A 20792-nucleotide genomic window follows, 5' to 3' on the forward strand; every position below is an offset into this window, starting at 1 on the left:
AGGTCAACTAGCTCTTGCCGCCATCCTTCCCTGAGTCCGTCGACCCTAAGGGTTTCAGGCTCTTCAGCGGGCGTGTGATGACTTCATCGATCAGTCCGTAGCGTTTAGCTTCCTCGCTGGACATAAAGTAGTCCCGCTCGGTGTCTTGAGAAATTTTATCCAGCGGTTGTCCGGTATGTTTGGCCATGATTTCATTCAGGCGTTCACGAATCTTCAGAATTTCCCGGGCATGAATGTCGATTTCGGTCGCCTGGCCCTGAAATCCTCCCATTGGTTGGTGGATCATTACGCGAGCATTGGGCAGTGCGTAGCGTTTGCCTTTTGTCCCTGCGGTCAACAGAAAGGCTCCCATGCTTGCTGCCTGCCCCAGGCAGATCGTATTAATGGATGGTTTGACATATTGCATGGTGTCATAGATGCCGAGTCCCGCCGTCACGCTTCCACCGGGGGAATTGATGTAAAGATTAATATCTTTCTCCGGATCCTCGGCTTCCAGGAACAGCAGCTGGGCGATAATCAGGTTCGCAAAGACGTCATCAATAGGCGCGCCAAGGAAGATGATGCGGTCTTTGAGAAGGCGTGAATAGATGTCGTAGGCGCGTTCGCCGCGGTTCGTTTGTTCAACAACAATCGGAACTAGCATTCGGCTGAATCCTTTCCGCTAGAGGACTAACAGGTGGAAACTCCTGAGTTTACCATACTCATCCCGCAGGGATTTGGCGATGACCGCCCGCCATTCAGTAGCCGAGAATCCAGGGGTTCTGACTGGTTAGCCCTGAATCATCGCGTGCTTGTAAACAAAATCCAATGCTTTGTCAGCCAAGATTCTTGACCGAAGATCATTCAGCGTATCTTGACCACCAGCTTGAATCATTCGGGTGACTTCCTCGACTGAGATTTTGACTTCGGCCGCAAGCCGCCCAATTTCGTTGCTGAGGTCCTCATTCGTCACCGTGATGTTTTCTTTCGCCGCGAGCGCTTCCAGTATGAGCCCGACTTTTACGCGCCGTTCCGCTTCCGGGCGATATTCTTCCTGCAGCTGTTTGGCTTCGTCAGCTTGAGAGGGCACGGGTGAAGCCTCGGCGCCGTTACCGGCCTTTCGTTGACGGGACTGCAATTGTTGACGAACCATAGCGGAGAGTTCTCGTTCTACCAGCGTTCCGGGAAGATCAAAATGATGGGTTTCGGCCAGTCGCTTTAAGATCGTCTCCTTGTAGGAATCCTCAATCTCCTTCTTCAGGGCACGATCCATTTCAGCGTGGAGCTTCTCGCGGATTTCCTGCAGGGATTGATAGGGGCCACAATCCTTTGCAAATTCGTCGTCGAGCGCGGGAAGTTGTTTTCGTTTTATCGATTTGACCGTGCAGCGAAAGGTGACGGTTTTCCCAGCGACTCGTACATCGGGATGTGTGGCTGGATAGGCTTGGGGGATGGTGATCACGTCACCATCTTTCTTGCCAACGAGGTACGGTTCAATCTCGATTCCCAAGACAGAGGAGTGAGAACCCATTTTATGAAGGTGCCCGGTCTTGGTTGTCCCATCAAGAGAAGTGCCGTCCAATGTGCCCTCGATGTCTACGACTGCAAAATCCCCCTCGGCCAAGGTTGTTCCGGTGGGGGCAGGATGTAACTGCGCCATCTGGTCACGAAGAACCTCAAGCGCCTTTTGTACCTGTTCGTCCGTGACCGTTCGCTGATCCTGTTTCAGGGAGATCGGGTTCGGAGCTTTGTAATCCCGAAGCTCAATCGTCGGTTTAATCTCAACGGTTGCCGTAAAGCTAAAGGGAGAGTCTTTCTTAACTTTGACCCGTTCCAACGGGGGGATTTCTACAAGAACAGGAACGATTCCCGCTTGACGGATGGCTCGATCGTAATAATCCGGCACCAGGCTGCGGATGACATCTTCTTCAATCGTTTTTGCATAGCGCTTCTCGAGCAACTGGAGCGGCGCTTTTCCCGGGCGGAAGCCGGGAATGCGAACTTGCCGATTTAATTCGGAATAAGCCTGCACAAAACGTAGGTTCACCTCGTCCGCAGGAACTTCGATTTTGAGTGCTCGCTTCATGGGGCCGAGTTCGGTCATTTCCATTTTCATAAGTCTATTCACATCCTCCGGGTCCGATAATGTGTGGTGCGTCACGCCAGGTTATAGAGGGTGGTGCGAGAGGGGGGACTTGAACCCCCACGGTTACCCACGAGATCCTAAGTCTCGCGCGTCTGCCAGTTCCGCCACTCTCGCGCGACGCTGAGTACTAGGCTGCTCACTGATGATGCATAAGGAATGGGGCAGCACGTATAAAGCACGATGAATAATGACATTTTGTACCGTCGATCGTATCTGCCTGTCAACCCATACGCAGGTGGGGCCCATGTGTTGAGATGTCATCCTGATGGGAAATAGTCTTGGGGATAAATTGTCTGGTTGAAGTCTCTCGGTGCATTCCCCTTGATAACAGGTCTTCCATAGCATTGCTCTCCTGAAGGCGCGGTATAATGACCACGCAAGGATGTTTTGGCACATCGTGACATGGGAGCCTTGTGCTGAAGGAAAGGAGGATACTGTATGAAGCGATGGTCTCAGACTGCTGCCGTGGGATGTTTGATTCTGTTGTTCGGCTTCCCTCTTTCGGCCGGGGCCTATCGAGACTACTTTAGCGACGCCCAAAAGCAGGAACTAGGAAAGATCGAAACGGTGTTGATTGAGGCGCTGGCCCTGACAGATAAAGGGGCGGGCAACGCCGGCGGAATTCTGGATGTTGTGACGCGACGCATGGGCGAGCTTGGTTATTCGGCCGTCTCGGATTCCCGCCTTCCTCATGATGTGGTCGTCCGGGTCAAGTGCGAGCAAAGGAAGACCTGGGAAGGCACGGCCTCCTCGGGCGGAGACAATGATCTGCCGGATGCACCCTCCCGCTTGTGGAAAGGTCCGGCTTGCCAGATTACGTACGCCTTGGGTGGCATGAAGATCAAATGGCAAAAGGAGGTTCGGACGGAATTTGAAGATGCCGTCGTGGCCGCCCAATCAGCTCAGGCATCAGACCCCGGGCTCTATGCGATGAATGCGCTCCATGAGGCACTAGAGAAGTACGAGTTCCCCCTTCTCCTGACCGCAGAGTGGGGCCAGCCTGATCGTCTGCTCAAACTGATGGATGCTCCACAAACCAGCCAATTCAGGAAACTGAAGATTATTTCCCTGTTGGGAGAAATGATCGCGGACGAGGCCCTGCCCCACCTTACCGAGGCATTGAAGGACAAGGATCTGGCCAAGCAAGCTGCGGTCGCCTTGGGCAACATGGGCAAGGAGGGCATCCCTGTTCTTATCGATATTTTGAAGCATTCCAAGCAGCCTGACCTGCAGGCGGCCGCGGCCAAAGGTCTTGGCGATCTCGGCAATATTCATGCGGACTCGAGAGTCGTTCCCCCGTTGCTGGAGATGCTGGATGCCCCGGGGATCAACATTGTGGTGCAAACGGAAATTGCCTGGGCACTGGGGCGGGTGCCGGATCGGCGGTCGGTTGAACCGTTATTTGCACTCGATCGGAAGCTACAAAAGATCCGGAAGGATCCCCCTGATCCACAGATTAAGAAATTAAAGGAGGCGGTATTCTGGGCAATCAAGCAGGTTTATACTGAAGACCAGTACAGCTAATGGTCAGTCGTTGGTCTCCGTTCCCACGCTGCAGAATACAGTGAGGCCTGTGGAGGCGGGATTTTTTTGCCACCATCCTCCTCAACGATGATGGTGGTTTTCCTATCTGCAGGTCGCAAGAGCAGCACATCATCGGCAACTTCGAGCTGTGAACATGCAGGCGACTCTGCTATGAGAGTCGAGACTGTGTCAGTGACGTGCGTACACAGGACGGACTGAATTATCACTGGATCATGCCTAGGACAACACAGAGGGATAGGAACCATGAGCGGTCTCTCGCGACGACGATTCTTGCAACTTTCGGCTATGAGCGGCGGCGCCTTACTCTTCGGAGATCTCGCCGGACGCATGTTGGAAGTCCCTTTTGTGCGATCAGCGGCCTATGCGGCAGAGCCGATCAAAATCGGTATTCTGGATCCCCTCTCGAGCCCCTATAAGACGTCTTCCATCCATGATGTGCACGGGGCCAACGTCGCGGTAGATCTATTCAACAAGCGCGGCGGTGTATTGGGGCGGCCGGTGACGATACTGGAGGCTGACGATGCCTCCAACCCTGATGCAGCGCTCAAGGCGGCTACGAAATTCGTGCAGGACGATCGTGTAGATGTCCTGATGGGTACCTTTAATGCTGATTGTGCGCTGGTTGTTTCTGAGTTTGCGAAGAAGGAGAACAAGCTGTTCATGGTGACCGGGGCACATTTGCCTGAATTGACAGGGGCCGCGTGTAATTCACACACGTTCGTCTTTATGCCCAATGCCTCCATGTTGGCCCAGGCGGTTGTTCCGCAGCTGGTAAACGCATACGGCACTCGATGGTACATGATTACCACCAGCTCATTGGATGGGAAAGCCATGGCCCAGGCCATGGTTTCTGTCGGTCTCACGCATGGGGTGGAATTGGTGGGCGAGACGCTGATGCCCTTCGGTTCGACGGATTTTACTTCAGCAGTGACGGCAGCCAGGGACAAACATCCGACGCTGGTCGTGTTCAATCTCTATGGATGGGATCTGGTTCACGCCCTCAAAGCCTATACCAAACTGGAATTGGCCAAGGACAAAATCGGTGTGGGCGGGATGATCGCCGGTGAACAGATCGGCCGTCCCCTCGGCTATGCCAGCAATGCAGGCATCTGGGGACTTATCTGGGACCCCAAAGTCAATACGGATGGGTCAAAACGATTCATTCAAGGTGTGGTGGATAAGTACGGTCATACTCCCACGTCGCGCTGTTATCTTGGGTACGCTGCCATGACGCAGATTCTGGATGCGATTCAACGAGCCGGGACAACCGAAGCGTCTGCGCTCATCAAAGTATTAGAAGGACATGAGTTTGATGGTCTGAAAGAGGGGCGATCGTATTTCCGCGCCTCCGATCACCAGCATGTGCAGGATGTGCTGGTGGGAGAAGCCTACGGCAAGGAGCTGGGACTTGGGCACTACAAGATTCTGGCGACGATTGCCGGTGAGGCTGTTGCCACTACTCAGGCGGGTGTCTGCCAGTTGTAAGCCGAGCGGCTAGGATGGGTCTAGTACGGGGGAGCCAGTGCGACGAGACGATCCCGGTCGTCAATCGTTTTCCCCGGCGTTGACGCGACGGTTGGGCCCTGCACAATGACCAACTCGAGACGGCGATTTTTCTGGCGGCCTTGTTCGGTTGCATTGGAGGCGATTGGTCTGGAGTCGGCCAAGCCAACCGCTTTGGTTCGTTCGGCAGACATTCCGCCGGCTACCAATGCGCGGCGGGCATTTTCAGCCCGAGCCCAGGACAATGCCTTATTATCTGGAAACGTTTTCTGCAGCGCCTTGCTGAGTGTTTGATTGTCCGTGTGGCCGGCCACCTGGACGAACTTGTCTGAAAGCGGTCCCAGCACGGTGCCGATGCGTCTCAGCATGGTCGAGCCTTCGGGGGTCAAATCGGCCTCGCCGGATGCAAACAGCCAATTGCTGGACAGCGCGATCGTCAGTCGGGCCCCATCCTGCTTCACAGTGATGGCCTTCTGCCCCCTATCGCTCGGTAGAACCTTCAGCAACTCCTCCTTCATGGCCGCAAAACTAGCCTCGCGCGCAGCGGACTGCGTGGGACTTGTTGACGACGGGCCTTCCGTACGGCCGGCGTCCTTGTCGGAGGATCCTGAATTTCTATTGGAAGTCGTTCCCGATTCTCGCGGCGCCGTTGCCGCTTGGGCTCCCTTCTGACGCGGAGACAGATCCCGGGTCTTTTCATTCAGGCGTTGTTCAAGGGCGGCGATCCGGTGCCGGGCCTGGTAAATTTCGGCAATCATCGCATTATATTGAGGGACCAGCTTATCCCGCTCCATGAGGCGCGAGCGAACCGTTTCAAAGGCGTGTTCCCGGTCTCTGAGTTGCTGGTCGAGCGCACTGATGCGCGCTTTTAAGGAATCGATGGTTGCCGTGGCAGTTTGTAATTGGGCGGCGAGACTGTCCCGTTCGGCATTTTCAGACCGTACTGCGCGGAGGTCGTGATCCTGCCGAGCGATCTGTGCTTCCAAATCCATAATTCGGCGTCGGGCGCCCTCCAGATCTGAGACGGCGGTGGAGCGGGATTGAAGAGCGGCCAGATCCTTTTCTCGTGTCGCCAGCTGTTGTTCCAGGGCTCCGATACGCTGACGGGCCTGCAGTAATTCGTTGTTGGCCATTGTCAATTGGCTGGACAGCTTATCGCGTTCAGGGGTGAGTCGACGCAGCTCAACCAGTTCCGCGTCTTTTGCGCTCAGCAACTGGTCGTACGAGGCAGCGGCGGGCTGATTCTGGCGATCCCCTAATTTACTTTCAAGATCGCGAATACGATCATGGAATTCGCCGAGGGTCGTCAGAAGCTGTTCGCGCTCCTGTTGAAGGGCGAGGAGTTTTGCATCCTCAGCCGCCGGCGCGGCCGCGAGAGGCTGCGGCCGGGGAACAACGGTATCACAGCCGGAAGCGAGGGCACCGAGAGCCATGAGCGTCCACACAGCTCGTCTCATATGATCTCCCCCTGGTCGTCGGGATCCCGGGTCAAAATTGCCGGGGGCGTGATAGTCGTCACAGGACGATTCGAACGGGCAACAGGCCCGGACGATCGGGACCGATCTGGTGGATATTGATCAGCGGGTGTGAGCAATGCGTGCTTGACGAATCGGGTCATAACCTTCCACGTCCCAAGAACACGCCAGGTACTCTAGCGTGTTCTTGGGGTGGACGCAAGGCATGCACCGTATGGCGCGCAAGGATTATTGTCCGACCACGATCTCGACACGCCGGTTTTTTTGCCGTCCCTCGGCGGTCGAATTACTGGCGATCGGTCGGCTGTCGGCATGTCCCTCCGCCACCACTTTCTCGCCGGACATGCCCCCTGCGATCAGGGCTTGGCGCGCGCTCTCGGCTCGCGCTTGTGAAAGCTCGGTATTGGTCGGATAGGTTTTCGCGAGTTTTCCCCTGATTGGCACGTTATCCGTGTGACCTGCGACGTGAATCGACCGATCGGGATAGTTTTTGAGCACGCGACCGATTCGATTCAGCACATCGGATCCGCCGGGCTTAAGCGTGGCCTCCCCGGAATCAAACAACAAAGTCGTAGCCAGACCGAGGGTGAGTTGATCCCCCAGCTGTTTCATGGTGACGTTGCCTTTGGAGACTTCCGCCCGGAGAAGTTTGGACAGATCGTCTTTGGCCTCCGCGAGACTGGTCTTTTGCTGGTCGAGAGCGCCTTTTAAGCCGGCCATTTCGCGGTCTCGTCGCGCAATTTCGCCTTCGAGGTCCGATGCTCTTTGTTTGGCTGCGGCAAGATCCGCTACTAGTCGGTCGCGGTCACCAGCGGCGTTTTTCAGCGCCCCCAGCTCCTGATCCTTCCCGGTGAGTTGGCGTTCCAATTCGGCGATGCGCTGTTTCGCCTGGGACAGCTCGGAAGAAAGGCGATCCCGATCGCCGGCATTGCTTTTCAATCCGGCGAGCTGCTGCTCTTTCGAGGCGAGTTGGCCTTGGAGTGCGGCTAACTCTCCGGCCAGCCGGTCCTTGTCCCCTGCGCCCTGTCTCAAAGCTGCTAGTTCTTGATCCTTAGCCGACACTTGCCGTTCTGCGTCGGACAATTGGCTCGCCAGCCGCTCCTTGTCTCCGGCGCCCTGTCTCAGAGCCGCCAGTTCTTGATCCTTAACCGACACCTGCCGTTCTGCGTCGGACAATTGGCTCGCCAACCGATCCTTCTCGCCGGCGGCGTTCCGGAGACCGGCCAATTCCCGGTCGCGCTGGTGGAGTTGGTTCTCCAGGTCGTTGATCCGCGCCTTGGACTGATCAAGCTCGGCGGCGGAAGAGGAGCGCAGTCGCGCCAACTCCCCTTCGAGCTCCGCCTTCTGGCGCTCGAGTTCTGCGATCCGGAGGTCTCGTGGATCTGGCTTGGGCGGAACAGGCCTGGGCACCGCCTTCATTTCATTCAGCGCTCGGCTCGCGGTATCATTCGGCGACGGGGCGGTGGTGCATGCCGTAAGCAGCATGGCGCTCAACAGCATAGGGACAATGCGAGAATCTTTCATGCGGTCCTCCTTCAAAACTGGCGATGCCGCGGGAGACGTCCTGCGCGGCACCGACGAAGCGTGGGCACGTCAGTTTAGTGGCGTTGATTTTTCAAGAGATCACGGATTTCCGTCAGCAGTACTTCTTCCTTTGGCGGCGCCGGTGGAGGCCCGGGAGGTGTGGCCTTCTTAAAGCGGTTCATCTGTTTGACCACCATGAAAATCACGAACGCAAGAATCGTAAAATCGAGCAGCGTCTGCAGGAATACGCCATAGTTGATCGTGGCGGCGCCGGCGGCTTTGGCTGCGGCGAGGGATTTGCCCTTGGCGTCTTCGCTCAACGGGATAAACAGGCTGGAGAAATCCATGTGCCCCATGAGGAGACCAATAGGAGGCATAAGAATATCGCTGACGACGGAGGACACGATTTTGCCGAACGCCCCTCCGATGATGACCCCCACGGCCATGTCGAGCACATTCCCTTTCACGGCAAATTCTTTGAATTCACTCATCATACCCATCGATCCACCTCCTTGTGTGAGCCGAATTGCGGCCGAATCCGTTTCGGACCTTACTGTTTTCGACTGGTGTCGAAGCTGTATCCCAGCGTGATCAAGTACAGGTTGTCGGTATCCGAAACGCCCGGCGGCGGATTCTTGTTGTACCGCATGGTCCATTGGAATCCGCTGACCAGCCCGCCCCACACTTTGAATCGCAAGCCGGTATCGGCCGTCAGGTAGAGATCTTTCGAGTTAGCGAGCGATTGGAAGCCTTCCTGGAAGTGGTACAGGCTGACCTGATCGCCGCCCCACAGTGGCCAATTCCATTTGACGGCCCATCGGCCTCGTGTGCTGGACTTGTCGTCGGCAAGCTTGAAATCTTCATTGAAGTACGCTGCGCCGGCTTCGGCCCAGAGGGTCATATCTTTCGCGATGCCGGTTAGGTCGCCGCGGTCGAGGATTTGATACCCAGGCCCCGTGGCGAGAGCGGTGCGCAACTTCAAGTCCTGGAAGGTATCCTGCTCGAAATAGGCCGACGCGAACCAATACAAACGTTTCGAGAGAAAGAAGTCAAGCTTGATGGTGCCGCGGCTGTTTCGAACGATGAGATTGCCGGTATTGTCTCCGTAGATGTACCGGCCGAGGATGGTCAGTCGCAGCGACTCGCTGCGGGCGGACAGTTCGCCGAGCAGGCTTCCGTTTCGCAGGTGGCTGTTGCCCGTGGTTTGTGAGAACCCGGCTTGAAGGGCGCCTGTGTAAATGACGGCGGGTTGGTTCATCCCGACGACCGCTTCAAGAGGAATCGTCATCGGAGTGCCCATGGGAGCGGCCTGCAACACCATCGTGCCGGGCTCACCTGCTTGAACCGTTCCCACGACCGTCGTGCCCTCTTTCAGGCTGAACGGCAGTGGACGATTCACAACCAGTTTGGCCACGTTCGGCCACATGATCTTCACGATATCTTCGCCGGCCGTGGGCCCGAACGCGGTCTTGATGTGAAGCTCGTCGGCGATCATGCCGAGGACATGCCCGTAAATGACGCTACCGTCCTTGAGAGTCACCGAGTCGAGTGCCGGTGTCCCGGCTGTGGTGTCGGTCGGGGCCGGTGCTTCGGCCCACACTCCGGAGGCCGTGAGCGCCATGGTGAGCAGCGCACATAACACACAATTCAAACGTCGCATCATTCCATCCTCCTGGGGCTTGCGAATGGCAACGATGTACTGGTTGCCTGATGAGTGAGACACGTGCGGGTTGTATAATTGATTCTGCGTAGGAGATCAACTTTTCTCTTCCCCTGCGCTGCCGCATCGCGCATGCCATCCCTGACCGGTATGGCGTGGACCTGGCGCTTCGTCCGTAGCTAGGGTGCGCTGCGACCGATTCGCGGCAATGATGAATGCTCATGCGATCAGATCGTGGAGGCCGAGCTGCGGAAGGGCTGTCCGAGCGGATCATCGTCGACCAGCACATCCGGCATGTGTCAGGATGAGGCATGTCTGGTGATTGCACCCTCGCGTGCACCAGGGTGGAGATGTGTCGTCCTCCGGTGACGCGGGGATCCTCATGTGAGGCTCGCGAGTCTCCGTGAAGCTTTCGCGCTCTGCGCCGTTCGTTTTGTGTCTGTCGCGCATCCCGCCGCAGGAACGGTGAGCAGGCCTTCCAATAACGCCAGGCGAAGGAGTTGCGCGGCGTTCGCGGCCCGGAACTTTCTCAACAAATTGGCACGATGAGATTCCACGGTTTTTTGCGCAATCCGCAGACGGGTCGCAATTTCCTGACTCGTCAATCCTGCCCAAATGTAATTGAGTATTTCTTGCTCGCGGGGCGTCGGTTGGTCCAGCCGGGGGGACGAAAACGGAAATATCTTTTCCATCGGTGGTTCTCATGCTCCTTTCTGAAGGTCCTGTCCGGTGATCCCGCGGGATTGCACGCAATGGTTTGTCCGGTGCCTTTTACAAGCTCCGTGCCTGTGACTGCGGACGGTGTGTCAATACGGGCCAGCGCGCTGTATCAGAGGAGGGGCGACTCGATGGGTAGGATCGTGGCGACCGGGTGAGACATATCACATTGTCTTCCGTTGTCTCATCGGACACGTGGTGAGACACCTGCTGCGGAAGACCGTTTAGTGTATGAGGCTAGGTGGCTGGAAGATCGAGTTCGGTCAATCGGCGGTAGAAGGTGGCGCGACTCATGCCAAGCAGGCGTGCGGCCTTGGTACGGTTCCCACGGGCTTGTCCGAGCGCGGAGACGAACCGACTGCGTTCGTCGCTGTGGGTAAGCGGTTCTGTCTGAAGGCTGACCGCCTCCCGCCGAAGCTCAGGCGGAAGATCCGTCGCTTCGAGCGTGTCACCTTTGCAGTGGATTATGGCACATTCGATGGTGCTCTTGAGTTCCCGCACGTTGCCGGGCCAGTGATATTCCATCAGTGCCGCCATGGTTGCCGGGCTTGCCCGATGGATGATTTTGTCCATGCTGGCCCGTCCTTCGGCGAGGAAGGAGGTGACCAACAGCGGAATATCCTCCTTCCGCTCCCTCAGCGGAGGAAGATGCACGCGAGCGACTCGAATCCGGTAGAGGAGATCGGCGCGAAAGGCGCCCTTGGCTACGTCCTGACTGAGATTGTGGTGAGTCGCCGTCAGGACCCGCACGTTAATTTTTCTCGGCTTGGTCTCACCGAGCCGGGTCACTTCCTTTTCCTGCAAGACTCGAAGCAGATTGGTCTGAACGGTGTGCGGGATATCGCCGATTTCATCGAGAAACAGGACCCCGCCCTGCGCGGCTTCAAACAGTCCCTGCTGGTCGTCGATCGCGCCGGTAAATGCCCCTTTCCTGTGGCCGAAGAGTTGGCTGCCAAGCAGGGAATCCGTCAGACCTGCACAATTGGCCGCAATAAACGGACCGGTGCGCCGGGCGCTGGCCTGGTGTAAGGCGCGGGCGACCAGTTCCTTTCCCGTCCCGGTTTCCCCCTCGATCAGGACGGTCGAATCCACGCGAGCCAGATCTTGGATCTGTTCATAGATCTGGGTCATGCCGCGACTTTTGCCGATCAAATCATGGTAGTGCGCCTTCAACTCCAGCAGACGCCGGAGATGATGGACATCCGTCATGTCGTGGAGGAAGGCGATCTTACTCCGTTTGTCCCGGGGGTCGTCGTGCACTTCGATCTCCAGCCAGAGGCGTCTTCCCGCCGGCGTGTCGATGTGGCAGCGGACTCGTTCTCGTTGCGCGACAGGTTGCGCGAGTTGCGACTGGACGGTCAGCCGATCGGCCTTCGTGAGCGGCAGCAGGTTGTCCCATCGGAGGTCTGGGCTGACCAGGGGCGAGGGCAATTCCAAGAGACTGGCTGCGGACGCACTTACAAACCGGACGTGCCCGTCCTGGTCGATCAACAGAGTGGCCAGCCCCAGTTGCTGTAAGATGGCTGCCACGTCGTCCCGCGACCGTTCCATGTCCACCAGCTGCTTGCTGAGCCGGCGTTGGGCGCGTTGATGTCCACGCTCGTGCTCATGTTGTTGGAGCGCCTGGTCACGCGCCTGCTGAAGCACGGAGGCTTGTTGTTCAAAGGAGGCGGTGCTGTGCTGAATCACCAACAGACGGATGGTCTCCACTCGTAGCGCTAACGCTTCGAAGTGCCAGGGGACCTCAAAGGCCGTCTGTTCAGTCCAGAACCCGGAGCGGCCGATGCGTCCGTCATGGGCCTGCCATACGTCTGCCGCGTCGGCCAGAAAATTGTGCAGGACCGGCGTGCGTATGTCGACGGAGAGGTGCCGCGTGGCCTCAGCCTCCGGATAGAGACGAAACAGCCAGGCGGATGGCCGGCCGAGGATGCGAAATTGCGTGCCGGAAATATGCTCCAGGACAGCGAAGTGGAATCGTTGCAGCAGCGTTTCGCAGAGGAAGTCTGACGCGTGCGATGACTTGTCAGTCATTGATCTTCTCGGCAGGTGGTGAGGAGTTCGACGGTGCCAGCATGGCACGAGCCAGGGTGACGAAGGCCTCTTCGACGCCCTCACCGGTTTTGGCGCTGCTCATCAGGAATGACCATCCACGCTGGGCCAGCTGTGCTACATCTTGATCAGTTACCTCCCACTCTGCTCTCCGGTCATGCTTATTGATCAAAACGATGAACGGGACCGGTCCCAGTGTGTCGGTGGCACGTCGCTGAATGTGCACGGCGCTATCGAGGGTCGCTCGTCGCATCCCGTCGAGGACAAGAAGATACCCGGATGATCCCCGCAAATACGACGGGCGTAGCTTTTGGAATTCGTCTTCTCCGTAGAGATCCCAGAGGACCATGGTGAGGGGCGTGCCGTCCACCAGCATCGATTTTTTGTCGACCGTGACTCCGATGGTCGTTTGGTACTGTTCGGAAAAGCAGCTGGTCACGAACCGTCGAACCAGACTGGTTTTTCCCACGGCAAAGGCGCCCAGCATGCAGATCTTTTTCTCAATCATGCGGAGGGTCTCATGGCAACGGCTGAATCGTGACTTCCAGTGACGCGCGCCGATGTTGCGGATGGGCGACGGCTGCGGGGGCTCCATGCAATTCAGTCGCAGAAGTGATACCCCTGGTTTGAAACGTGAGCGCGTGAAAGGCTGCGGGGTGAATCGCGTCCAGAACCGCTCGGGCGCGACTTTCGCTCAGACGGCGGTTTTGGTTCGGGTCCCCCACCACGTCGGTTTCACCGACAATCGATACTGTCACTGCGGCGCCGGCTAGCCTCGCCATGTCATTGAGTTGCTGAAGCACCTCAGAGATACGGCGGATACTATGGAGTTGCTCCGGAGAGGTGAGGCTAATGCTACCCTGTTCAAACAGAATTGAGGCTTCTGTCAGTCGGTGACTCAGCGCGTCAAGAGAGGAGTTCACCAGGCGTCGATCGTCATACCCATCCGGGCCCGGCAATGCGCGAGCCAGTATTCGGCTCTGCGTGATCCAATCCGCCGGGGCAATGCCTCCGGCTGTCAGGCGGTTCCCTTCCAAGGATAAGTGAACGGTCTGCGGGGGCGAGAGGACCATTCGTGCTCGTTTCAACACCACTGCCGCGTCGAGTGCATAGTATGGTTGCCATTTCGCATCCAGCCGACTCGTGTCTATGCCGCTATCCTGCAGAAGGACAGCCGGGTCGGCGGCAAGCGGGTCGCGAAGGCCGGTGAGCCGATAGCGGCCGCTTTCCGACTCAGTGGAGGTCACGACCAGCCCGGGCTCCGCTGACAAGCGGGTCAGGTAGGTCTGCCAGCGTTGGCGTTCCTGGTAGGTTGATAGGCCCCACCAGGCCATACCAAGCAGCGCGACCACCACCAGGACCCATGTCATCGGGGCGACGCCGCGCCGACGCGATTCGAACTGCGCGCGCAAGCACTCTTCCAAGAGCGGTGTGACGCTGGAAAAGGTGGAGGCATCGCCTGTGAACCGGGCCAAAGCTTCAGACCGTTCGGCGTGAATATGGTCGAGCGTATCTTGAAGATGAAGGCGGAGGCTTTCCGGCGGGGTGCCGCGAATAACGGCGGCGAGAATGGCAGCCGGTCCCTGTTCGATCCAGACCGTCAGCTCACCAACCTGCAAGGTGTTCAGCGCTTGGTCCGGGGTCGCGCCGAATGAATCCTGCACGAAGCTGCGGATGGCCGACAACATGCCGGACACTAGAGTCTGATCCTGCACGGCCACTGCGTCGCCGGCGGCATGCGCCAGAAGCAGCCCGGTGTGCGAGTGAATGAGAAAGACCTGTTCGACCCGATAGCGCAAGGTGTGCAGAAGGACGATTTCCGCAAATGGTTTGCCCGTGCGCAGGGCTTCCACTCTCCACTTCAGGCTTTGGATCGACAGGCTGTGCTCGATGGTTTGGTTGAGTGACTGGACCATGCTCCGCAAAGCATTGGCGATAGCCTGACGAATGGCCGGCATCATGATCGGCGCGATAGCATCCACGATCATCTGAGGCTGTCTCCGGACGGAAGCACCCAGTGCCTCCGACACGTGCGGGGTCAGAACGTGCGTCAATTGATGATCACCCTCCCCGCGTAATGCAATGGCATCGGGCAGGACGCGGCTGAGGTTCTGCGCAGTGAGGTCGATATGCTCAACCTGTTCCTGGAGCTGTTCCAGACGGGTCTGTTCCGGCGCCAGCAACAGGCTGCGCAGTTCGGCATAGTCGTGTTCGACGGGCGTCGAACCGGGGTTAGGTGACTGCGCCATACCGGTTCCGTGGTTCACCGCGATGAGGGAGGCGCACAGTGGAGGAAAGGCGGCGATGAAAAACGCGGCTCCCTGTGCGGAAGACAGGTCGAGACCGTTCAGGTATGGAGGAAGGATTACGCCTGGTGGGGAGGCTGGTCATGCAAGAGCCTCTGCGAAAGTTCTTGGAGTAAGGTCGCCAGTGATGCCCGGTCGGTCTTCTGGTGGGAAAGTTGCTGCACGGCCTGTTCGAGCGTGGCCGACAGGGTCGCATGTTGCTGCGTAAACTCATCCGTGAGTGAGGCCGCCTGATTCTGCAGCTGGTCGTGCAAGTCGCGGTGCGCCTGTTCGCTCTGTCCCCGCAACTGAGCGGCCGTCTGTTGGAGAGCTCCGGTGAGAGACTGAAGCTCCGTGGTCAGGGCGCTGACGGCATGTGTGCGCCCCTGCTCCTCGGCGTTCAGCCGTCCCGTCACCTGATCGACTTCGGTTCGAATGTACTGTTCCAGTGATGCGAATCGCTCCTTGAGGTCATGACGTAGTTGAGCCGCCTCTGCGAGCAGTTGCGTTTCGAGCCGGGTAAACCGGCGCTCGTGATCGCGCACCTGCGCGCCGAAGAGAATGTCGCGGATCTTGTCGAGATTATTGCCGGCCGCGGGATCTTCGGCGAGCGCGGTGTTGGATTCTGTCTCGGCGAGCGTGGTCGGTGTTGGTTCCGAACCTCGGGTGCGATCGAGATCTGTGTGCCTGCCCATGGTGTCGCCTCCTGGGTCGCGGTGTCCGTCAGCGAAAGGGCGCTACACTAGCATGTTTGTGTAGGTGCAACAAGTCACGGAGGAGTCGCAGAAGCAGCGGGCGGAGGGGCGGCTCCAGGTCCTGGCCGCTCAGCCAGCGTTCGAAGAGACGGCCTATCGAATTGGCCACGAAGAGGGCGGCAACAATGATGAGGATCGCCCCCATGATTCGAAACCCGTATTGCACGACGTACTGAGTAATCAAATCGGCCAGCGACAGGTATTCTCCGCCCAGTCTTACCGTCCGAACAATCCCTTGAGGAGATCCTTCCCCTGCTTTTTGAGGTCCTCCGGCTTGGTGGAACCTTTCAGGAGATCGCCCACCGCGCCCTTGACCTTTTCCTTCACTTGCTCCTGGACTTTGCCTGCGAACATCTTAGTGTCGAGTCCATAGGAAGGCGCTTGCGTACTGCCGGTAATCACCAGTGGAAGCGAGAGGCGTCCGTTGCTCAGGGCGACCTTGGCAATGGGAGACCCGGCGGCTATTTTCTGACTCAAGGCCTGAGACAGGCTCAGATTCAGTTTCATGTCGAGTGATTGATCAAGGCCGACCGTGCCGCCGCCGGTCGCCTGGAAATCATGGCTGTCAATCAGCACTCGCTGCAGGCCAATCAGCCCTTGCTTGATGACAATGTCGCTTTCGATCGTGGAGAACGCCGTCGCTTTGACATTGTCCAAAGACACTCCCACCACTTTCAGTAACATTGCGGCCTGTTGCAGCAAGTTGATCCCTTCGATAGTGCCTTCTTTCACGGACATGCGGCCGGTTCCGGCCAAGGCCTTCACGAGGTCCGGATGGGTAAATCCGCGCCCGCTAAGCGCCAGTTGGGCGTTGGCCGTGCCGCTGAGGGATACCTGGTCTGTGCCCACGGCTTGAAGCGCCGGTCCGACCTGTAGACCTTGTAGCGCGACGGTGCCCGTGAACGGCGGGGTGGGAGTTCCGAGACCCAGCGTTCCTTGCGTGCGAAGGACGCCTCCGAAGACCTGGAGCGTGAGGTTGGTGAGTCGCGCCTCTTGTCCCCTCATTTCAGCCGCGGCCTGGAGGTCTTTGATCTCCACCGGTTTCTTCAGCGGTAATATGACGGGCAGGTCGGCGGTATTCACCAGTTTTGAGGTGGCCGTGACTTTCGCCAATCCGCCGAGGAGTGACCCCTTCACCTCGACTCGTGAGCTACCCAATGCGACGGTGAGGCCCAGGTTCGGAACCTCTGCGAGATCAAGCGGCGCGGTCCCTTCTTTGGGCGGATACTTGGCCCGGACGTTGACATGCAGGTCTTTCACTTCGACCGGTTTGGCCAGGGGGACGGCCACCGGAAGGTCGGAGGAATTGATACTGGCCGACGCCGCGGTGATATTGGCTAGCCCTTTCGTTGCTGTGCCTTTGATGCTGATGGCTGAGCCACCCATGACGAGGGTCAGGCCGAGATCAGTCAGATCCACCTGGCTGGCGAGAGGGGTATCAGGCGGCGCCGGGTAAAGGGCATGGAGCGTGAGGTGCAGATCCTTGATCTGGACGGGCTTCGTCAGCGGCAATGCAACGGGAAGGTCTGCCGTATCGATTTGCAAGGCATTGATCGTGGCATCCAGGTTTCCGCCGATCGCACGTCCCTTGAGCCCGACCGCCACCTTGCCAAGACCGAGCGTAAACGTAAATGATTTCACATCCAGCGTTTCAACGAGTGGTCCGAACGTTCCATCGAGATGTACGGGGAGGTGATAGGGCAGGATGGTCGCCCCCAGGTGGACCGTGGGACTGGCACCGAGATGGACTGAGGTCAGCAAAAATTCGAGTTGACTGACAGTATACTCGGTCGGCTTTGCGGCGGACTCGTCACGATACGTGAGTGTACCGCCATCGATGGAGACACGGTCGACGGCAAACAGCGCCAGGGCCTGGAGCGGGCTGCCGGCCGGCTGTTCTGGGGCTTCCGGTTTCGACGGCGCGGCCGGACCGGTTGGTTTGGCGCCGATGGTGGAGATGTTGAGCTGGCCCTGCGAATTTTTCAGGACCAGAATGACCGGGTCGCGCAGGGTGATCTCTTCTACTTCAACCCTGCCTTTGAGCAACGGCAACAGTTTGACGCCGACATCCAGCGACGCGAGGGAGGCGAAGGGGCCCGTGCGGAATGCCGGATCATCCAGGACAACAAACCTGCCGATCCGGGCGCCGATGCGCGGCCAAATGGTCAGCCGGATATCCTGCAGTTCGACTTTCCGGTTCAGCGCCTCCTCGATCAAGGGGCGGTACCGGTCCTGATACTTGTTCAAATCGATGAGAAAAGGCAAAGCGATGAGCAGGATCAGAAGGAGCAGGATCACGACACCGATCCCGACCAGGATTTTCATCACGTCCCTCCGCTGAAATGGTTCCGCAGTATAGGAATGCGCGCGAAAGGGGTCAATGGTAGCCAATTCGGCCGCGCACCGCACGTCGTTGCAATTGGGAAGTCCTTCGCGACCGATGTTTCCCTGCCGCCTCGGGGGCCGATCCGGTCGAGGGGAAGCGGGCCCTCCTTACCTTGCCGCCCACCGACCTGCGTGATAAGATGCCACCCCTTGAAGTCGTCCGATTGTGGAGAGGTGCGAGAGTGGACGAATCGACATGCTTGGAAAGCATGCGTCTCGGCAACGGGACCGTGGGTTCGAATCCCACCCTCTCCGCCATCAATTGAAGTCGTGTTGCGTCAGGCATGAAATGAGCCGGGTACGAGAGGGTGAGCCGTCCAAGGCCCGTCGCCTCGCGGGTCATCTCTGCCGGACCACGAAGTCCTCGGGGCCGGGCCCTGTGCAACAGAACCCTGTGAACCCCGCCAGGTCCGGAAGGAAGCAACGGTAAGCGGTTCGTTCTGTGTGCCGCAGGATCACCTGGCCCCACTTATTTTGACGGCTGAGCGACAAGAGAACGGAAAGGCTGCCTGCGCTGGCAATCTGATCCGTCACTCGGCGCTCAATCGCCACTGGTAGCTAGAGTCTGGCAACATTGGATTACCAAGTCTCCGCAAGAAAATACCGGCCTGGGACGTTTGACGATGTCATCGGGCAGTCACACGTCGTGCAGACGCTGATGAATTCGATTGCCACCAAGCGGATCGCCCATGCCTTTCTCTTTTCCGGCACGCGCGGCGTCGGGAAAACGACGGTGGCCAGGATTCTGGCGAAAGCGCTCAATTGCGAGCAGGGGCCGACCGGTTCCCCCTGTAACACCTGTGCGAACTGCCAGGAGATCACACAAGGCACGTCGGTGGATGTCGTCGAAATCGATGGCGCGTCAAACACTAGCGTGGACGATGTGCGGGAGATTCGCGAGAACGTCAAATTCACGCCGTTTCGGGGACAGTATCGCGTCTACATCATCGACGAAGTGCACATGCTCTCCAATTCGGCGTTTAATGCCTTGCTGAAAACCCTGGAAGAGCCTCCGTCCCATGTCGTGTTCATCTTCGCGACGACGGAAATTCATAAAATACCTGCGACGATTCTCTCCCGTTGCCAACACTACAACTTTCGGCGGATTTCAAAAGCCGAGATTGTGCAGCGGTTGCGGCATGTGGCGGACCAGGATGGATTGACCATCGAAGATCGTAGTTTGATGGCCCTGGCGCGCGCCAGTGAAGGCAGTATGCGTGACGGGCTAAGTCTGCTGGATCAAGTGATCGCGTTCGGCGGCAAGACGATTCGCCATCAGGATCTTGAAACCCTGCTCGGCGCGGTTCCGCAGGAGCGGGTGCGGGCGATGGTCGAGGCCGTCATCGAGCAGCACAGCGCCAAGGCGTTGCAGGTCATCGCCGGTCTATTGGATCAAGGTCATGACGTGCGCGCCTACTGCGCGGATCTGGTCGAATATGTGCGGAATATGTTGGTTGCAGCCGTGGTGCCGGCAGGCCCTGAGTTGCGGGGATTGATCGAGGCGACCGATGAAGATTTGACCCAGTTGGGTCGTGATGCGGAACAGTTTACGGTTGAGCAGCTACAGGAGCTGTTTCGGCTGTGGGCGACGGCGGAAGATCATTTGCGGGTGAGCGCTCATCCACGGTTTGTTCTGGAAACGGCCGCTGTTCGGGCGACCCGTCTGCTGCGCGCGCCGGAACATCCAGCGGGAGTATCGGGAACCAGCGCTCAGTCGGGCACACCACCGGTCGATCGTGGAACCGGATCCCGCGCAGCATCGTCACCACCAGAAAAGGTGACTCCGACCAGATCGACGAAACGGGACGTCACGAAGACCAGTTCAGATGTGGGGGAAAAGCCGCTTATTCCAAGCGGGTCTGCTCCCGCGCCCTCATCTGTGGCGCGGCCTCGTGGAGCGGCTGTTCCTCCTGCTCAGACTCCGGCGGTCGCGAAGGTTTCGCTCGAACCGGCTCCCCAACAATCCGAGACGCTATCCCATTCCGAGCCCCCCCCACTCTCGATAGCGATCGATTGGGAGGCCTTTCAAGAGGCCGTTTCGACTCACCATCCCAATATTGCCCCGTTCCTGGAAATGGGTCGGGTGGTGAAGATCGAGGGCGGATTGGTCACGTTAGGGTTTACTAGGCAGGCGACGGTGGCGCGGTCGATGCTGGAGAAGGAAGACAACCTTCAAGCCCTGGCGGCTTTGGGGGAGCGTCTGTACGGAAGTGCGTTACGTGTTCGAATTGTCGAGGTGGTGGAGCAGGATCCGGGAGCTGCCCCGACGATGAAGCAGCTACGGGTTGCAAAGGAGGAGGAGCAGCGCGTGATCCTGACGCAACAGGCGAAGGCGCACCCTCTCGTTAAACAAGCTCTGGAGATGTTCGGCGGAGAGTTGGCCGATGTTCGCACGACGGCTCCGGCACAGGAGGTACAGGAATGAAAAGTCCGTTCGGGAATATGTCTAACATTTTGAAGCAGGCGCAGGCCATGCAGGAACAAATGGCCAAAGTGCAGGAGCAGGCTGCGACCAAGACGGTGTCCGGAACCGCGGGCGGGGGAATTGTGACGGTGACGGTGAATGGCGCGATGGACCTGCTGAGCGTGAAGATCGATCCGGAAGTGGTGAAGGCGGGTGATGTCGACATGTTGCAGGATCTTGTCGTTGCGGCCGGTAACGATGCATTGAAGAAATCACGCGAAATGATGGCAGAGGAAATGAAAGCTGTCACGGGCGGAATGAAGATCCCCGGTCTGTTCTGATACGATCGATGGCGTTTTGTGTTG

At 58.2% G+C, this 20792-nt stretch carries 16 protein-coding genes, 2 tRNA genes, 1 other RNA gene and 1 pseudogene; 6 read left to right on the top strand and 14 right to left on the bottom strand.

Translation table 11 applies throughout. The annotated features are described in order from the left end of the window. Nucleotides 1-7: 7 nt before the first annotated feature. The 3 genes from clpP to GDA65_04240 all read right to left on the bottom strand — a co-directional run bounded on the left by clpP (nt 8) and on the right by GDA65_04240 (nt 2239). Nucleotides 8-643, bottom strand: a complete 636-nt coding sequence (gene clpP / locus GDA65_04230) for an ATP-dependent Clp endopeptidase proteolytic subunit ClpP (GenBank protein ID MBA5861904.1) — start codon at nt 641-643, stop codon at nt 8-10. Between the two features lie 126 nt (nt 644-769). Continuing rightward, entirely contained in the window at nt 770-2095 is a 1326-nt protein-coding gene (gene tig / locus GDA65_04235; protein MBA5861905.1) for a trigger factor, read from the bottom strand. Nucleotides 2096-2156: 61 nt separating this feature from the next. Further along, nucleotides 2157-2239, bottom strand: a tRNA-Leu gene (locus GDA65_04240). A gap of 324 nt (nt 2240-2563) precedes the next feature. On the opposite strand from GDA65_04240, the gene GDA65_04245 reads away from it, so the two are divergent. Further along, nucleotides 2564-3649, top strand: coding sequence for a HEAT repeat domain-containing protein (locus tag GDA65_04245; protein ID MBA5861906.1), 1086 nt, complete (start codon nt 2564-2566; stop codon nt 3647-3649). Between the two features lie 264 nt (nt 3650-3913). After that, nucleotides 3914-5155: an ABC transporter substrate-binding protein gene (locus GDA65_04250; GenBank protein MBA5861907.1), complete on the top strand. Its 1242-nt coding sequence runs from the start codon at nt 3914-3916 to the stop codon at nt 5153-5155. A 20-nt stretch (nt 5156-5175) separates the two neighbouring features. On the opposite strand, the gene GDA65_04255 is transcribed toward GDA65_04250, so the two are convergent. From GDA65_04255 to GDA65_04305, 11 genes and pseudogenes are all read right to left on the bottom strand, one after another. After that, nucleotides 5176-6630 carry an OmpA family protein gene (locus GDA65_04255; GenBank protein ID MBA5861908.1) on the bottom strand — a complete coding sequence of 485 codons (1455 nt, stop codon included), beginning with the start codon at nt 6628-6630 and terminating at the stop codon, nt 5176-5178. A gap of 246 nt (nt 6631-6876) precedes the next feature. Further along, nucleotides 6877-8172 (bottom strand): OmpA family protein, encoded by a 1296-nt coding sequence (locus GDA65_04260; protein MBA5861909.1) that lies wholly within the window; start codon nt 8170-8172, stop codon nt 6877-6879. A 74-nt stretch (nt 8173-8246) separates the two neighbouring features. Next, a complete protein-coding gene (gene mscL / locus GDA65_04265; protein ID MBA5861910.1) occupies nt 8247-8672 on the bottom strand; it encodes a large conductance mechanosensitive channel protein MscL in 426 nt (141 codons plus the stop codon). Nucleotides 8673-8722: 50 nt separating this feature from the next. Then, nucleotides 8723-9835, bottom strand: coding sequence for a DUF481 domain-containing protein (locus GDA65_04270; protein ID MBA5861911.1), 1113 nt, complete (start codon nt 9833-9835; stop codon nt 8723-8725). A gap of 377 nt (nt 9836-10212) precedes the next feature. Further along, nucleotides 10213-10524: a hypothetical protein gene (locus GDA65_04275; GenBank protein MBA5861912.1), complete on the bottom strand. Its 312-nt coding sequence runs from the start codon at nt 10522-10524 to the stop codon at nt 10213-10215. Nucleotides 10525-10786: 262 nt separating this feature from the next. Then, complete coding sequence (locus GDA65_04280) at nt 10787-12580, bottom strand: AAA domain-containing protein (protein MBA5861913.1); 1794 nt, start codon at nt 12578-12580, stop codon at nt 10787-10789. After that, a complete protein-coding gene (locus GDA65_04285; GenBank protein ID MBA5861914.1) occupies nt 12573-13106 on the bottom strand; it encodes a GTP-binding protein in 534 nt (177 codons plus the stop codon). Before GDA65_04285 ends, GDA65_04280 begins: the two co-directional genes overlap by 8 nt. 10 nt (nt 13107-13116) lie before the next feature. Next, a complete protein-coding gene (locus GDA65_04290; protein MBA5861915.1) occupies nt 13117-14847 on the bottom strand; it encodes an OmpA family protein in 1731 nt (576 codons plus the stop codon). Between the two features lie 116 nt (nt 14848-14963). Beyond that, a complete protein-coding gene (locus GDA65_04295) occupies nt 14964-15578 on the bottom strand; it encodes a hypothetical protein (GenBank protein ID MBA5861916.1) in 615 nt (204 codons plus the stop codon). Nucleotides 15579-15645: 67 nt separating this feature from the next. After that, nucleotides 15646-15837: pseudogene (locus GDA65_04300) on the bottom strand (mechanosensitive ion channel family protein). Nucleotides 15838-15854: 17 nt separating this feature from the next. After that, nucleotides 15855-17963 (bottom strand): AsmA family protein, encoded by a 2109-nt coding sequence (locus GDA65_04305; GenBank protein MBA5861917.1) that lies wholly within the window; start codon nt 17961-17963, stop codon nt 15855-15857. Between the two features lie 228 nt (nt 17964-18191). On the opposite strand from GDA65_04305, the gene GDA65_04310 reads away from it, so the two are divergent. The 4 genes from GDA65_04310 (at nt 18192) to GDA65_04325 (ending at nt 20768) form a co-directional block, all read left to right on the top strand. Next, nucleotides 18192-18281 (top strand) — tRNA-Ser (locus tag GDA65_04310). A gap of 110 nt (nt 18282-18391) precedes the next feature. Next, an RNA gene (gene ffs, locus GDA65_04315) (signal recognition particle sRNA small type) lies at nt 18392-18491 on the top strand. 97 nt (nt 18492-18588) lie between these two features. Next, nucleotides 18589-20448 (top strand): DNA polymerase III subunit gamma/tau, encoded by a 1860-nt coding sequence (gene dnaX / locus GDA65_04320; protein ID MBA5861918.1) that lies wholly within the window; start codon nt 18589-18591, stop codon nt 20446-20448. After that, on the top strand, nt 20445-20768 hold the full coding sequence (locus GDA65_04325) for a YbaB/EbfC family nucleoid-associated protein (GenBank protein ID MBA5861919.1): 324 nt from the start codon (nt 20445-20447) through the stop codon (nt 20766-20768). Before dnaX ends, GDA65_04325 begins: the two co-directional genes overlap by 4 nt. The last annotated feature ends 24 nt before the right edge of the window (nt 20769-20792 follow it).

It is taken from the genome of Nitrospira sp. CR1.1 (assembly GCA_014055465.1).
Lineage (GTDB): Bacteria > Nitrospirota > Nitrospiria > Nitrospirales > Nitrospiraceae > Nitrospira_A.